The organism is Paenibacillus sp. 1SOY10 (genome assembly GCF_056836745.1).
In genome coordinates, this window is sequence record NZ_JBXENK010000001.1 from 695,801 (window position 1) to 712,495 (window position 16,695).

The window sequence follows — 16,695 nt, forward strand, 5'->3', positions numbered from 1 at the left end:
CTCCAACATAAAAAAACTCCTCCAGGCAGCTTATTGGCTGCCCGAGGAGTGACGGAGCATGATTTTATATGGAATCATCAGCTTGACCGGAATAGCATAGCGATTCTCTAAATAATCCAGTAGCATTTTGACCGCGAACATACCCATTTCCAGCTTGGGAACATGGATGGTAGACAGTGGAGGCGAAGTAAACTCCGATATTTCAATATTATCCACCCCGAAGAAGGCAATATCCTCAGGAATCTTAAGTCCGCGTTCCGTCGCCGCCCGCATCGCAGCAATCGCCATCATATCACTTGCCGAGAAAATCGCCGTCGGCCAGTTCCCGTGCTTCTCGAAGGCTTGCTTGGTCAGCTCGTAGCTTAACGCCACATCCCACTTCACATCGATGACCCAATCGTCATTGATCGTCAGCCCCGCCTCTTGCATCGCGCTTTGGTAGCCAAGATAACGTCTTTCCTTGCGGAAGTCCCCGCCGAACTCTGCACCGCCAACATAAGCAATTTGCTGGTGCCCCTGGGAAATAAGATACTGGACCGCTTCCTTCGCTGCGGATGCCCGGTCATAACGAACCGTCGGAATTTCCTTATCCGCCAGGTCAATGCCAACAATGACGCCTACGTTCTCCCGAAGCCACTTATAGGCCTCGTATTCAATACGTTCCACAATTAAGACGCCATCGGGACGGTGCTCCTTCACCAGCGCCTGCAATTGCTGAAGATCGCCTTGCTTCTCCAGACTATGCACGAACTCCAGTCTCATACCGGATGCCGCCAGTTCCTTCTCAATACCCTCCAAAATGACAGAGAAATACGGATTATTATACTTATTTTGAGGCATCGCCACGATGCAGCCTACCCGATAACTTAGCTTGGGCGCCTGCTTCTTGGCTTTATTGGCTCGCTGCGTATTATAACCAATTTGCTCGGCAGTTTCCCAAATTTTGCGCCGTGTCTCTTCGCTGACGGAGCGGTTGCCATCATTCTTCATGACTCGTGATACGGTTGAGATTGACACTCCTACCTGTTCGGCAATATCTTTTAAAGTCGCCATCTTTGTTCTGTTCCTCCCTGCAATCCCGTCGCCATAATTTCTATATAGTTGAACCCGGCTGAATGTGCCTTTAGTGGGAAATCCTCACGCTAATTCCCCGCATTTCTACCAAATCTAGGGTTTAGCGGGAAATTCTCATGTTAATTTAGTGGTTTTTTCACCAAAGCGGTCAATTCACCGCAATTAGCAGGACAAATTCCATATAAACAATCTATTTTCCGCTATATGAAGCCAATTAACAGGACTTTTTCCCGTTAAGTTAAGTTGAATTAAGCTGAGTTGAGTTAGGATGAACCCTTAGGCCTCAAAATCCAGGCGTCCTCTGGCCTTCCTATGTCTTCTTAAGAATCTATCTCTCGCTTAGCATAATCTGCTTATCCCTTGGTTCAACTTCAATTTTATAAGATAGAACGCTTATCCAACTCAAAAAAAGAGAAAAATTGCGGCAAATTTATTCTACATTTCTTATCATCATATGTCAAGATTGCCTGGGTAAGGAACAGGCCATGTCCAGGGCTTCCCCTTCTGACATGGCCTGTTGGCGTTTGATTATTGTTTTTCGTTGATGACTTTTAAAAGTGTGGTGAACAGTTTTGCCGGAAGGTCGATATGGAGCTGAAACAGCGGAAGCGGTCGCCTTTAAACCCGGATTTTAACCTTGTTAGGTTTAATTGATTCCAAAAATACGGGTTTAACAGCGAGTGTAAGCCCATATCGGCTGTAGGCCCTTGTTGTTCACCGCACTTTTAAATTTTTACTGTATTTGCGCCGCCAACTCCGAAATGGCAGCATCCAGATCCCCTTCGCCTGACAGTGGCAGCTTCAACGTTTGCTCACCATAAGTCCATACAAGATCCGTTTTCTTCACTGTAAATGGAGAGATAATGCCGAACTTCTGAGCGTCCAGGAAGATTTGGTTCGCTTCCCCTGCTGTTTCTACATAAGTATCTGCCGCTTCTTTATTGGCTGGCAAGGAATATCCTTGTTTGGCCAAAGCAATTTGCCCTTCCGGACCAGCCAACCAGGACAGCAGTTTATAGGCTGCTTCTTCATGCTTCGTATTCGCGCTAATGGCTACACCGGCTGGCTGAACGACGGTTTGGGTCGTTTTGAATTTAGGCAAATAAGTCATACCATAATCAATACCAGCCTCTTGATAGTTCGTCGTATTCCAGTTACCGCCCGGGTTCATCGCTACCTTACCTGTCGTAATACTCAGGTTGACCTGTCCGCCAAGTCCTTCGATTTGCGCCGGAGTCGTGTTGATCTTCTTATTCTTGGTGACATCAATGAACAATTCCATGACTTCCTTGGCTTCTGGAGTATCCAGAGCTAACGAGCCGTCATCATTCATTAATTTTGCTCCATTGGACCAAAGCTCAGGCTCCAGGAACCAGTCCATAGATGAACCTGGAGAGATGGACATCCCCCATTGGACGATATTTTTGGCATCGAAGCCTTCTTCATCTGCACTCTTGCCATTCTTATCAATCGTCATCTTGGTAGCAATCTCGATGATTTCATCCCAAGTTGGTTCCAAAGAGGGTACAGGTGCATTTTTCGGATTCCGCTCGGCATCATTGAACAGCCCTTTATTGTAGTACCAGACGATGACATTGCCGTCAATTGGCAGTGATACCTGTTTATCTTGATATTGATGGAGGCCAAGCAAGCTGGCATCGATGTTTTCTAAATTAAACCCGCCATCTGCGAGCAAGGTGTCAAGCTCCTTATAAATACCCAGTTCAGCGTACTTCTCAATATACGCATAACTTGTCTTGAATACATCAGGAAGGGTGCCGCCAGCCGCATTGGCTGTCAGACCGTCCCAATAGCTGCCCCAATCCTTGCCTTCCAGCTTCACCTTGATGTCCGGATTGACTTCCATGAATTGATCGAGCAGTTCTTGCACCCGTTGTAGTTCCTCGGCGGTTCCCCACTGGGAATAAGTAATGCTCACAGGTTCAGCCGTATTAGCACCCGCTCCGTTGGAATTGTTCGGATCTGCCGCAGGTTGATTTGTTGCCTGGGAACAGCCTGTCAGGCTAAGTACCAAAGTCAGGATCAGGCTTAAACTCCCCAATAGCCATTTGCGCTTCGTTTTCATGCGAAATTCCCCCTATGGATAGTATGGAAACAACAAAATACCAACGATTTAGCCGAGTTATCCCTTCGTTCCTGTCAGCACCACCCCCTCAACAATATAACGTTGACCGAAGAAGTAGAGCAGGCCAATCGGGATGATGCTGATGAACGCTCCTGCCGCGAGTGCCGGGAAGTCCTGGCTGGTCTGACCAATGAGCAATTGTAACCCTACGCTTAGTGTAAATTTCAAGTTATCCTTCAGATACAGGAAGGGCCCTAGGAAATCAAGCCAGGAATTGACGAAGGACAAAATCACGGTCGTGATGATGATCGGCTTCGACAGTGGCATAATGACCTTTGCGTACACCGTCCAGCGGTTGCCCCCGTCCAGGTAAGTCGCTTCGTCCAGTTCCATAGGAATACTCATGAAGAACTGGCGGAACAAGAAGATATAGTATGCGCTTCCAAGCCAGGCTGGGACGATCAGGGGCAACCAGGTATCAATCCATCCTAGCTTCGTGTACAAGACGTAGGACGGAATCATCATAATGGATGGCGGGATCATCAAAGTGACGAGCACGACCGAGAACAGCTTGTCTTTGTACTTCGTCTTGAACCGTGAGAACCCGTAAGCCACGATGGAACTGGAGAGGACTACGCCGATGACCACAATGATCGAGATGGTAAATGAGTTCTGAATCCACCGCCACATCAGCGGTTGTACGGCGAACAATCGTTCAAAGGCCTCAAATGTAAGCTGCTCGGGAAATATGGCAGGAGGTACCTTGTAGGTCTCTGCCTTAGTCTTCATCATCGTAGAGAGAAGCCACACCAGCGGCCCGACAAACAATAGTAATGTCACTGTCAGCAAGAAGTATTTGGTTATCGTAACGGAAAGACTGCTTTTTCGTCCTTCACTCATTGATGTGCCCCCCTAGTTTCCGGATTCATTATAAACATACCGATTGGACAATTTCATTAACGTTGTGGTTACCAGGGCAATGAGCACAAACAGGAAGATCGATTGAGCCATGGCCATACTGAATTTCAAATCGGTAAAGGCCGATTTATAGATGTTATAGACGAAGGTATAGGAAGCATAGTTAGGTCCGCCCTTGGATAGCAGCATCGCCTCCGTGAACATCTGGAAGTTATACATCGTTTGAATAATGACAACAAACAGAATGGATGAGCTGATCATTGGAAGTGTAATGGAGAAGAACCGTCGTAACATGCTTGCTCCATCAATCTCCGCCGCTTCATACAGATGCCGCGGGACATTCTTCAGGGCAGCCAGGAAGATCAGTACCCCACTACCGGATATCCACACCTGGAGTAGGATGATGACCGGCTTAATCGTATGCTCCCCACCCAGCCAATCAATTTTGTCGGCACCAAATATACCGAGAGCAGCATTCAGTATTCCGAACTCCGCGTTGAACACCAGCCGCCATATAATGACTGTAGCCACGATAGGCACCAGCGTTGGCAGATAGTAGAACGTCCGGTACAAGGCGATGCCCTTGACCTTGAAATTCAATAGTGTAGCCAGCAGCAACATGCCTGCCGTCACAATAGGTACCCCGAACAGGACGAAATACATTGTGTTGAATACGCTCTTGGCGAAAATCGGGCTCTTCAGCATCTCTACAAAGTTACTGATGCCTACGAATTGGTAATTGGTAGAACCCGGCAGCTTGGCATCTGTGAACGCATAGAAGATAGAAGTGCCGAACGGAACCAGGAAGAAAACGCAGAAACCAATGATCCAAGGCATAATGAATAGAAAGAAGCCCAGCGTATCTTTTCTACTCGAAATTCTCATCACAACACCTCATGGTCTTGGAGTTCCTGTAAATAAACATAACGTTCCTCAACGATGGATTTCTCTGCGGCCAAGGCGATCAGCAAGGCATTTCGGCCTACCTGGGCACTGGCGAACGGCTGCTTGCCTGTACGGATACATTCAAGGAAATCGATACGCTGCGTTTGCCCTCCCGTATGTCCACCTTCGATGGAATCGGTGGTTACGTCCACTTCAAGATGATCGCGGCTGGAATCCTCTCCGCCTGTAATGTCGATGGTCTTGTCATTTCTAACCAGCATTTGTGCCCCGTTGCTGCCGATCAGACCAAATTCCAGGCCATCATCAGATAGGTTCCGTGGCTTGAGGTACAGGCATAAGCCCAGGTTGGCTTTGCTGCCGTTATCATAGTCAACAGTGATGAAGGCATGGTCGACAACGGAAGGATCATCAATATATTTCGCTGGATAATGGCTGTAAGAATTTTGAATCAGATTTCTCTGTCCCTGCTTGATGATGTGCTGTCCACCGGAAGCAAATACTCGAACCGGGGTGGCTCCGATCATCCAGTTGAAGATATCAAAGTGATGGCAATCTTTCTCTACAATTGAACCACCTGATTTGGACTTGTCGTAGAACCAATCGGCTGGTGGGAACGAATCGCGGAATTCCTTGCACCACATCATTTTTACATCGCCTAGCCGCTTCTCTCCAATCTCATGCGCCATTCTGCGGTACAGGTTGGAGTAACGGTAGACCAACCCGATTTGCAACACCCGTTGATGTTTCTCTGCCGCTGCAATGATAGCATCGCAATCCTCTAGGGTATGGGCAATCGGCTTCTCCAGGAATACATGCTTTCCAGCTTCCAGGAAGGCAACAGCAATCTGCCGGTGCATATAGTTAGGGACGCTGATAACGACTGCATCCAGATCTTCCTTACCCAGCAGTTCATGATAGTCGGAGCAGATGGTTGGATTGCTATAACGCAATTCTTTTAGAGTCCGCTCTACATTTGCCTCGTTCATATCGCATATGTACCGCACCTCACAATTATCCAGTCGGTCGAACCCCATGCAGTGATGCGATCCCATATCACCGACGCCAATAAACCCCATTCTGATCTTTCCCATAGTTGTCATGCTCCTTTTTCTTGTTTTTTTGCCGCAAATTTCAGTTTCTATAATTACAATATTCTCTAGCGCAAATGGCTTTTCAACTTAGCAAGACAAGCATTATCCCTCAATATTTTGCTACTGGAACATCACTCGTCCACAAATACGCTAATTTCCAAGGATCAGCGCAATTTCCATCATGTAGCAAAAAGGAAGTTCAATTTCCCATGCCATGTGAAATTTGCGTAGTAAAATCAATTTATTTGCGGCAAATTTTTGTTAACTTTATTATTACATTTCTTTTGGGAAAGTCAACGGTTATTTTTTGCACTTGTTAACGCTTTCTTGATTTGTACTCTATTACAACGTGAAAAGCCCTCGAATTGTCACAAAGACAAATTCGAGGGCTTGACCAACTCCAGGCTCCTGGCACTCCTGATGGTTCACCACGTTTCTAGAAAACGCTATCTTTATCCTTTCATCGAGCCCAGCAAGGCTCCCTTCGCGAAATGCTTTTGCAAGAACGGATACACCAGCAGGATCGGTATCGTCGCCACCACGATAACCGCCATCTTGATCGTCTGATCTGGAGGAGGCACCGTGCCGTCCAGCGTCGAACTGTGGTCCAGCCCACTCGCCAGCACGACAATTTGCCGGAGCAATACCTGAATCGGCCATTTTGCGCTGTCATTCAGATACAGAATGGCTGACATGTACGTATTCCAATACGTTACCGCATAGAACAAGGAGATGGTCGCAATCGCAGGTAAGGACAACGGTAGTACAATCCGGAAGAGAATTCCGAAGTCACTGCACCCGTCAATTTTGGCCGATTCCTCCAATCCTTCGGGGATATTCTGGAAGAAGTTTTTTAGAATAATCATGTTGAAGGCACTGATGGCTGACGGGATGATTAGCGATGCATAAGAATCGATCAACCCCATCTCCTTCACGACAAGAAATGTAGGAATCAAACCACCATTGAACAACATCGTAAATACAACCATGAAATTGATGGTCTTGCGGCCATCGAGATCTTTCCGGGCCAGGGCATATGCCATTAACGCTGTAAGCATCATACTGAATACGGTGCCGAGCAACGTAACGCCAATGGATACGCCCATGGCTTTGAATATGGTATTGGTCGAGAAGATGAATTTGTAAGCCTCCAGGCTCCACACCTTCGGAATCAATACGAATTTATTCGCCGCCAGTTCCGCGTTCGTCGTGAACGAACCCGCTACAACATGGACAAAGGGCAGCACTGTAATCAGGGCAATGATAGCCAACAGTGTAAAATTGATGGCCGCGTAAATTCTGCCGGCAATGGATCTATCTTCTACCATTTGAACTCCTCCAACTTTCTTCGGGCTGATATCTTCATCTTTTGGACAAGCATTAATAAACGCCCTCTTCTCCCATTTTCTTGGATACTCGGTTGACCATCATAACCATGATTAAGCCAATCACCGATTTGAAGAATCCGATCGCCGTACTATAGCTATATTGACCTTGGCGCAAGCCGGCGGTATACACGTACGTATCAATAATCTCTGCAACTCCGCGGTTCATCGAATTAAGCAGCAGGTATACGTGCTCGAACCCAAGGTCCAGGACGTGACCAATCTTCAAGATGAACAGCGTGATAATCACGCCACGGATCGCTGGAAGCGTAATATGCCAAACCTGGCGAAGCCGGCCGGCTCCATCCATCCGGGCTGCCTCATACAGTCCTGGATCGACTGCCGCAATGGCTGCCAAGTAAATAATCGTTCCCCAACCTGCTTCTCTCCATATGACTTGAAGAATGTACATCGGCCTGAACCAATCGGGGTTCAGCAAGAAATTGACCTTCTCGAAGCCGAGATAAACGAGCAACTCGTTAATGATCCCGCCATCCATCGTCACCATGACGTAGGTAATCGAAACGATGATGACCCAAGACATAAAGTGCGGTAAATAGACCAGCGTCTGGAACAGCCGTTTGAAGAAATTGCCCCGCAGTTCGTTAAGCATCAGCGCGAGTATAATCGGTACCGGGAAATAAATAAACAGGTTGAGCGCAAACAAAATGATGGTATTCATCAGAATATTAAGGAAATCCGGTTCAGTGAACAGCCGTTTGAAATGCTCCATCCCCACCCATTCGCTGCCCATGATGCCGTTATAGGGCTTATAGTTCTGGAAGGAGATAATCAGTCCGTACATGGGCAAATATTTGAAAACAATGAAATAGATCAATCCCGGCAGCAGCATGACGTATAGCCATTTATTTCGCCATATTCGCCGTTTGAGCTCGCCGGTATGCGGGCGTTTGCGAGGCTTGAGCCCCGGTCCAGTGGTCGACGGAGCAGTTGCTTCCTGCATGTGTCTCTTCCTCTCTGCTTCATAATTCATTGGAGCAGGCTATGAAGATAATCTCCTCCGATAGCCTGCCCGTTCTTCTATTTATTTGGCAGCATTGTACTCCTCGATAATCTTGTCGCCGCCGCGTGATTTCCACTGTTCTACAGCTTTCTCGAAGCCAGCCTTATCAATTTGACCATAAATATATTGGTAAGTGGCATCTGTAATAATTTGCTGCAATTCTACTCCCTTTGAGGTATAGGTTTGTGAATCCAATGCTGCTGTTGGATCTGGGACGCCGACCTTCACGTTCTCCTTGATCAACTCTTCTGCATGAATCCGTCCAGGCAAGGTGTTATAGCTCTCATACATCCCGTTCGTCTCGGACTCGCCGATGACGCTGTCTTTGAACGGCTTCACTTCACGTTCGATCAATTCCTTATCATCCGTCACCTTGGCCTTGCCATCCTCTACCGTGTAATGCGTGCCTTCGATGCCCCAATACATCAGGTTAGCCACCTCAGGTGTCATCATCTTATCGAAGAAGGCCAGCAGCTTCTTGAGTTCCTCTTCGCTCTTGACCGAGGATTTCGGGAACAAGACGATATTGTTATAGCCCGGAATCATCCATTGTGCGAATACCCCGTCTTTCCCGGCAACCATGCTATGTGTATCCAGCACCGCATCCGGTGCATTCTTGATCAAATCCTTGTTCAGTGAGTCAATGTCCTGCATAGAACCACCGATATACATACCAGCTTTGCCGCTGGTGAACATGTTAACGGCATCCGTTTTACTAGTGGCTGCAAAGTCCTGGTTCATATAACCATTACTACGAAGATTCTTGAAGAAATCCATCGTGTCCACATATTGCGGGAAGGTGAATTCAGGCTGCAAGCTACCATCCTTCTCCCCCCAATTGTTCGGCGTGCCGAACCAGGCAGATACGGTCTTGAACGCCCCATAAACTAACTCGTTGCGGTCAGCAAGACCCGTTGTATCCTTCTGTCCATTGCCGTCAGGGTCCTGTTCGGTGAATGCCTTGGCCATCTCGAACAACTCATCGACGTTAGCCGGTGCGGAGATGCCCAGCTTATCCGCCCAGTCCTTGCGGTAAATCATGCCTTGCCGAGCGAGCGGTCTGCCAATGTACAGCGAGTACAGTTTGCCCTCCACTCTCGTATTGTTCAGAATTTCAGGTTTCATCTTGCTCAGGTTCGGGAATTCGCCCAAGTAAGGTTCGATTTCCCAGAACTGTCCGTCTTTAATGGCTTCCTTCATCTGGATAAATGTAGTCTGGTTCTTGAGGTAAGTGACTTGAGGGAGAGAGCCTGTCGCAAAAGCGGTGTTCAGCTTCTCTTCATACGTATCTGCGGGAAAAAATTGATATGTCAGCTTCGTGTTTGTTAGTTTCTCAAGCTCAGTCTTGATGGTATCTGGTGGAGTTTCCGACGTATTCAACGGAAGCATAATTGTAATTTCCGTTGGTTCTTGCGGTACTTCAGCCTGGTTCTCCACGTTGGATGGAGCCGGGTCTGTCGTCGCTGCGCTTCCGTTGCCCCCTCCATTGTTACCGCTTCCACAACCGGCCAGCACAAGGCTAAGCGTCAAGATCGTGGTCAGCAAGAGGGTGAAAGACTTGTTTTTCATACCGTTTTGACCTCCAATGAAATATAATCGTTACTCTTTCACAGTACATTTCATTGAAGCGTTTCAGAAACAATCATTTGCTCATAATCCCCTGCTGCATCCCTGATTAGACCGTATATCTGAACAAATGATTATCATAGTGATTGCCTTCTTCAAATGGAGTCAGACTTTCCAGCCTGACTCCGATATTCACTAGGCGACATGCCCGTTATCTTCCGGAATTGCCGTGAGAAATACAGGGCATCATTGAATCCTACCGAGGAAGCAATCTGATCGACGGTCAAGGCTACGCCTGTCAGCAACTGCTTGGCCTTATCCATCCGTACCTTCATGAGGTATTGCTTGGGGGACAATCCGGTTCGCGCCTTGAAGGCATGGAACAGGTGAGCACGATGATAACCAAGCTGACGGGCAAGCTCCTCGATGCTAAGCTGCTGCTGATATTGCAGCGAGAACCAGCGAATAGCCTGTTCGACTTGCCGGTCAATCATCGCCATCTCCTTCAGGTCTGAAGCAGGTGTTGCCTCCCGGTGAGCCCGCCCGAAATGATGGAACAGCAGTAGCAGCCACCCTGATGCCTCCAGGCTTTCTAATCGAGGGTCTGCTCCTGGCTGTAGTGCGAGTCGTATTTTCATATACAACTCTTGCAAGGCGACTACATCCCCGGAACGGACTACGGGTGCCGTCGGGGTAATTCCGATCTCTGCAAGTTGACCAAAGACCCCCGGTCCCTGCAACGCCACCCAGGCATAATGCCAAGGATTCATGGTATCCGCCTGATAAGAGAACAAGCTCCCCGGGAAGATGACGAAGGTGTCACCAGGGCGGCAGTCATAGGTCACCCCTCCCGATTCAAACTTCCCCCTCCCCTCCAGCACACTATGCAGTAGGTAGTAATCATGCACGGAAGGACCGATTTTGTGATCGGGCTGGGGATAGGCCTGCCCGCTGAACAATAAATTGATCTGTCTATCCTGCTTGTCGGCGTTCATATAAGCTTCATACATATCATGTTCGGGAATCATAAATCCTCCTGGTGATTTGTGACTTTATAACATTATAGCTATAGCCTACTCTACATCTCGGACTAAACACAACATTTATCCATAGTTAACCTTCATTCATCCATACTCATAATTAACTAATTAAGCTATATTGAGGACGTGCAACAAAACTAACTATCATTCATCCGTCCATATGATAAGGAGGAGTTTATTATGCCTAAAATTACATTTATCGGGGCCGGCAGTACCGTATTTGCGAAGAATGTGCTCGGAGATTGCATGCAAACCCCGGCCTTGCAAGGGTTCGAATTAGCCCTGTTCGATATTGACCAGCAACGCTTAAAGGATTCCGAGAATATGCTGAACAACCTCCGGCACAGCAGCGGCAGCACTTGTGTTGTCAAAGCCTATACAGACCGCAAGGAAGCGCTGCGAGGAGCCAAATATGTCATCAATGCCATCCAGGTTGGCGGGTACGATCCTTGTACAATTACGGATTTTGAAATTCCCAAGAAGTACGGACTGCGCCAAACCATCGCGGACACCGTGGGCATCGGCGGAATTTTTCGCAACCTGCGTACTATTCCGGTCATGCTGGACTTTGCGTCTGACATCCGCGAGGTTTGTCCCGAAGCCTTGTTTCTGAATTACACTAACCCGATGGCCGTGCTTACCAACGTGATGAATACTTACGGACAGGTTCGGACCGTTGGCCTATGCCATAGTGTGCAGCAATGCATTCCCGGCTTGTTCGACAGCCTTGGACTCGACAAGACCGGTGTACAAGCCAAGATTGCCGGCATCAACCATATGGCTTGGCTGCTTGAGGTCACTCGCGATGGCGTCGATCTATACCCGGAAATCAAACGCCTTGCCGCAGAGAAGCAGCAAACGCCACACTCGGATATGGTGCGCTTTGAAATGATGCTCAAATTCGGCTATTATATCACCGAATCTTCGGAGCATAATGCCGAATATCATCCTTATTTCATCAAACGCCAATATCCCGAGTTAATCGAACGCTTCCAAATACCATTGGATGAATATCCACGCCGCTGCGTATCGCAAATTGCAGGCTGGGAGAAGATGCGCGAGGAGTTGGTGAATAATCATGATCTGAAGCATGAGCGTTCCCATGAGTATGCCTCTTATATCATGGAAGCCATCGAAACCGATGTCCCCTTCAAAATTGCCGGCAATGTGATGAATACAGGATTGATTCCCAACTTGCCACAGGAAGCTTGCGTAGAGGTCTCTTGCCTGGTAGACGCCAGCGGCGTTACCCCGACCTATGCCGGGAACTTGCCGCCGCAATGCGCTGCATTGAACCGCACCAACATCAACACGCAGCTACTTACAATTGAAGCTGCCATAACCGGCAAGAAAGAGCATATCTACCATGCGGCTATGCTGGACCCCCATACAGCGGCAGAACTGTCGATGGACGACATCGTTGCCCTCTGCGACGATCTTATCGCCGCCCACGGCGACTGGTTGCCTGCGTTCCGCTGATGGCAGACCCAGCTTGGCTGGGCTCAGCAGTCTCATCAAGTAAGACCCAATGCCAAACAGCAAGGCCAGAGAGACTCCGGTTGCTCAGAGTCCTTGGCCTTGCTGTTTGGCTATTCTTGTCGAGGTTGTTCAAAAAGTCGTCTTCCCAGAACGAAGCTGTTCGAGAAGGGGGGCGACATCGAATCTTGAATTCACCCGGGACTTCCGTTGCTCACGTACCCACTACGTACGCTCCGCTACTCAGTCCCTAGCTTCATCCAACCTTCTCGGTCCTGAAAATTCGACTTTTTGAACACGCACTTATATTTGCTTACGTTACTTCAAGTTAATCTCCTTGATTTGCTCCAGTGGAAATTTCGGCTTGCGATCCTCGGTTAACAGTCCATTAATCTCCTGCTGTACATCCGTTAATTGCGTGTAGCAAAATCCACAAATATAATCCACACTCTTGATAGCCTGGATCAACCCGTCGAATCGTTGCAAGAATTCCTCTTCCGTATCCACCTGGCGACCATACCCCCACCCTTTGTCCGATTGGAACGCAACTCCGCCGAACTCAGTGATCATAATGGGTTGCCCTTTGTACTCATAGCCAGCCGCCAAAGCATATTTCCAGTGGTTGCAAGTGGTTTCTTTATTGACAATCTCATCCTTGTTATCGGCATAACGCTGCAAGAAGCCCTCTCCGGTCTCCACATAATCATGAAGTGTAATAATATCGGACACCGTATGCTCCCAACCATCATTAGTTATGACCGGGCGATAAGGATCAATCGATTTGGTCAGATGGTAAATACCTTCGGTGAACTTTTGCTGGCGTTGATCGTGAAGAATGTAATGAATGCCCCAGGATTCATTGAATGGCACCCAGGTAATAATGCTGGGATGGTTGTATTGCTGCTGGACGATCTCCAGCCATTCCTTCGTGAACTTCTCAACGGCATGATCATGGAACTCGAAGGTAGCTGCCATCTCGGACCATACCAGTAGTCCTTTTACATCACACCAGTACAGGAAGCGGGCATCTTCAATTTTCATATGCTTGCGTACACCGTTGTATCCCATGGCCAGCATATGGTCGATGTCAGCGATGATTGCCTCCTCACTTGGAGGGGTGAGATGGCTTTCTGTCCAATACCCTTGATCCAGGATCAGCCGTTGGTAGATGGGTCCGTTATTCAGCAGTACCTTCCCTTTCTCAATGGATACCTTCCTCATGCCAAAATAGGAAATAACGCGATCTATGATGACCTCATCCCGATAGAGCACAAATTCCACATCATATAAATTCGGTTGCTTGGGGGACCAAAATGATCTTTTCCACGGACCCATAGCTTCGTGGATCAAGTCAACCTCCACGCTCAAGCGAGAGCGATCAACCGCCAGGCTCACCGTCTTGACCAGACGATCCTTGAAGGTCACAATCGCTTCCAATCTCAGACTCCCTGTTGCTGTTTCCAGACCTGATACATAATAATCGAAGCACACTCGGGCATGATCGAGATCCGGGGTAATTTTCACCGTTTCAAGATGCTGTTCTTCCACATATTCCAGCCAAACGGTCTGCCAAATCCCTGTTGTCTGTACGTAAAAGCATTCAAAGTTATCCTTGGTCCAACGCTGCTTGCCCCGGGGTTGAGTACAATCGTCACTATCTTCTGCCTTCACGGTCACGATATTATCCGCTCCGAACACCAGATAGGGGGTAATATCCAAGGAAAATGCAGTATACGCTCCCTGATGCTCTCCTGCCAGCACGCCATTCACCCAGACCTTAGCCAGGTAGTCCACAGCCTGAAAGTGAAGGATGACCCGCTTGCCATCGACCTCTTCCGGGATAGAGACCTTCCTGCTGTACCATACCCGGGGATGAAATTCTTCGATCCCGATCCCGCTGGCTTGTGTCTCGTAAGTGAAAGGAACGATGATCTTATGTGTCTCTTCTAACTGTTGTTGCCACTTCTCAATTTCTCCAACATGATCGTCATCGAAGCGGAACCCCCATGTGCCGTTCAAGTTCATCCAGTGATCACGAACGAACTGTGGTCTTGGATAATCCTTAACATAACCTTTCGTTGTCATTTACGCCCCTCCTGTTGACTTTCCGTTTCTAATCTCCAGCGCATAAATAGATGTCGGGCACAACGCGTAACCTTCATTCCAGGCTTCAAGCGGAACCGTCTTTGTCTTGCAGACAATACACTCCGGCGTGAAGACGGAATTAATATCCCACTCGGACTCTCCCGTAATCTCATACAGCGTTGTTTCCTCTGCTGAGCTTAGCCCTTGTAACGAAAGCTGGGCCTTCACCTCATCCAGACTCCGATTCACAATAAATAGGGTAATCACACTTCCGTCCTCATTGCTGAACGCAACCGTATCCAGATCGGGCAGATGATCAAGAGGAATTGGAGTGGCCTTATTGGCTTTAACTGCAAAGGTCCCGCAGACCGTATCTGTAGCAAGTAAATGTGAAATATCCCTGCCAGCATACAACTTCATCACTTCATAGGTAGGCGTGCCGTAGATGGTGAGCGGTTGTCCACTCCATCCCGGTTTCTTGCCACAGTATTGGTCGGCATAGTAATCACCCACCCGTATACACCCTCCAAGCCAACCATTGACCAAATCTGAGAAGCTGCCAATGTGAACAATATCGCTAGCTCGCAGCATGGCATTCAAGTTAGCGGCATTGGCTACGGCTGCACCAAGAGTATGCTCATCCGGTACACCTTTTCTAATCGTATTGGGATAATACATCGTATTGTATTCGGTGATGGCCAGCTTAACATGAGAATGCTTCGGATCGGCCAGGATTTCTTCCCTTGTCTCTTCGATATTGAGACGAGTATATTCCGGGAAGGAAGCTATCGCCTTATAGCGCTCCTCGGCAGGCGTGTTATGATCCATGGCAAAGCGATTATAGCCGTGATACAAGTGTAATGTCAGATAATCAATATGCTCGCCAGCGATACGGAGTACCGCCCGGTTCCACTCCTGATCTGTATGCCCGCAAGCCAGAATGATGAGCGAAGAGTCAACGTCCTTCATGGCCTTGATGATCGGCACCGTGCGTTTGGCGAACGCTTCTCCTGTACAAGTTCCTACCTGCCAGGGTCCCCATACCTCATTACCGATCTCCCAATATTTCACGTTATACGGGTCTGGATAGCCGTTCGCGGCACGCTTCGCTCCCATCGGTGTATCGATACTTCCATTGCAATATTCCACCCATTGCGCGGCTTCCTCCGGAGTTCCCGAACCATCGTTCACACAGATTAACGGTTCTACCTGCAGTTCGCGGCAGAACTGGATAAATTCATCGGTACCGAAGTATTTGCTCGTCCAGCCGCCCCATGCCTCATTGAACATCACCGGACGCTCAAGCACTGGGCCGATACCGTGTTCGAAATGATAAGCGCTAATATAATTACCAGCAAGCCTCATCATGCCGGCATTCAAATCTCTGCTCATCTCGACCACTTCACGCTTCACTAATCCGATATGATCTTTGGGTAGCAGCGAGACATGATCAATCCAGAGCATGCCCGTAGATACGCTATCCTTCCATCTGGGATGTTCGGCAGGCACATATAGCCGGAATTCTACATTTGCACAATCCCGTTTGATGCCCAGTACAACTTCGTATTCTTTCCAGTTATGACTGTCCAGTTCAATACGCTCCAGCCCAAGCCGTTCCTGGCTGAGTCGATCTACCGCCTCAACAATCACATAAGTAATCTCAATCGAGACTCTCGCCACCAGCTTAACGGTATATTCCATGGCTCCCTTTAATGCCACGTTCTGAGCAATGCCCGCATAAGCTTCATCATCACTTAATATTCTAATGCGCTGGGCACGTCCCGAATGCTTTGGAGCCGCTGCCTCAAGCGCGTACTTGGTATTCCTGCCGTTCGTATAAGCGGACCAGCTTCCCGCCACTCCAACTGCAAGCTCCGGATCACTCTCAAAGTCCATATCTTTTAGAGGAAAAGCCAACATCGCTTCCATATGATCCCGAATATCTTCAACGAAATGACCAAACAAATAAGGATTTACTGTATGATTGCTTTTCTGGCTACTATCGATCGTTATCATGGCATTGCTGTTCATTGGTGGACCTCCG

General features: G+C 48.2%; 12 protein-coding genes. 1 reads left to right on the forward strand and 11 read right to left on the reverse strand.

Annotation, left to right across the window (positions count from 1 at the left end):
• Positions 1–30: 30 nt before the first annotated feature.
• The 9 genes from AC1VOR_RS03355 to AC1VOR_RS03395 form a co-directional block, all read right to left on the reverse strand.
• Positions 31–1,053 carry a LacI family DNA-binding transcriptional regulator gene (locus AC1VOR_RS03355; protein WP_482615854.1) on the reverse strand — a complete coding sequence of 341 codons (1,023 nt, stop codon included), beginning with the start codon at positions 1,051–1,053 and terminating at the stop codon, positions 31–33.
• Between the two features lie 754 nt (positions 1,054–1,807).
• Entirely contained in the window at positions 1,808–3,160 is a 1,353-nt protein-coding gene (locus AC1VOR_RS03360; protein ID WP_482615855.1) for an ABC transporter substrate-binding protein, read from the reverse strand.
• 57 nt (positions 3,161–3,217) lie between these two features.
• Positions 3,218–4,060, reverse strand: coding sequence for a carbohydrate ABC transporter permease (locus tag AC1VOR_RS03365; protein WP_482615856.1), 843 nt, complete (start codon positions 4,058–4,060; stop codon positions 3,218–3,220).
• Between the two features lie 12 nt (positions 4,061–4,072).
• Positions 4,073–4,963: a carbohydrate ABC transporter permease gene (locus AC1VOR_RS03370; protein WP_482615857.1), complete on the reverse strand. Its 891-nt coding sequence runs from the start codon at positions 4,961–4,963 to the stop codon at positions 4,073–4,075.
• The gene (locus tag AC1VOR_RS03375; RefSeq protein WP_482615858.1) at positions 4,963–6,075 is read right to left on the reverse strand and encodes a Gfo/Idh/MocA family protein; all 1,113 of its coding nucleotides are present in this window, start codon (positions 6,073–6,075) and stop codon (positions 4,963–4,965) included. Before AC1VOR_RS03375 ends, AC1VOR_RS03370 begins: the two co-directional genes overlap by 1 nt.
• Positions 6,076–6,527: 452 nt before the next feature.
• Positions 6,528–7,403 carry a carbohydrate ABC transporter permease gene (locus AC1VOR_RS03380; RefSeq protein ID WP_482615859.1) on the reverse strand — a complete coding sequence of 292 codons (876 nt, stop codon included), beginning with the start codon at positions 7,401–7,403 and terminating at the stop codon, positions 6,528–6,530.
• A gap of 52 nt (positions 7,404–7,455) precedes the next feature.
• Positions 7,456–8,424, reverse strand: coding sequence for an ABC transporter permease (locus AC1VOR_RS03385; RefSeq protein WP_482615860.1), 969 nt, complete (start codon positions 8,422–8,424; stop codon positions 7,456–7,458).
• Positions 8,425–8,505: 81 nt separating this feature from the next.
• Positions 8,506–10,053 (reverse strand): extracellular solute-binding protein, encoded by a 1,548-nt coding sequence (locus AC1VOR_RS03390; protein ID WP_482615861.1) that lies wholly within the window; start codon positions 10,051–10,053, stop codon positions 8,506–8,508.
• A gap of 152 nt (positions 10,054–10,205) precedes the next feature.
• Positions 10,206–11,078 carry a helix-turn-helix domain-containing protein gene (locus AC1VOR_RS03395; RefSeq protein WP_482615862.1) on the reverse strand — a complete coding sequence of 291 codons (873 nt, stop codon included), beginning with the start codon at positions 11,076–11,078 and terminating at the stop codon, positions 10,206–10,208.
• A 192-nt stretch (positions 11,079–11,270) separates the two neighbouring features.
• On the opposite strand from AC1VOR_RS03395, the gene melA reads away from it, so the two are divergent.
• Positions 11,271–12,569: an alpha-galactosidase gene (gene melA, locus AC1VOR_RS03400; RefSeq protein WP_482615863.1), complete on the forward strand. Its 1,299-nt coding sequence runs from the start codon at positions 11,271–11,273 to the stop codon at positions 12,567–12,569.
• Positions 12,570–12,884: 315 nt separating this feature from the next.
• Here the strand turns inward: melA and AC1VOR_RS03405 are convergent, their stop codons facing one another.
• Entirely contained in the window at positions 12,885–14,651 is a 1,767-nt protein-coding gene (locus AC1VOR_RS03405) for a glycoside hydrolase family 2 protein (protein ID WP_482615864.1), read from the reverse strand.
• Entirely contained in the window at positions 14,652–16,682 is a 2,031-nt protein-coding gene (locus AC1VOR_RS03410) for an alpha-L-arabinofuranosidase C-terminal domain-containing protein (RefSeq protein ID WP_482615865.1), read from the reverse strand. It lies immediately after the preceding gene.
• Positions 16,683–16,695 lie beyond the last annotated feature (13 nt).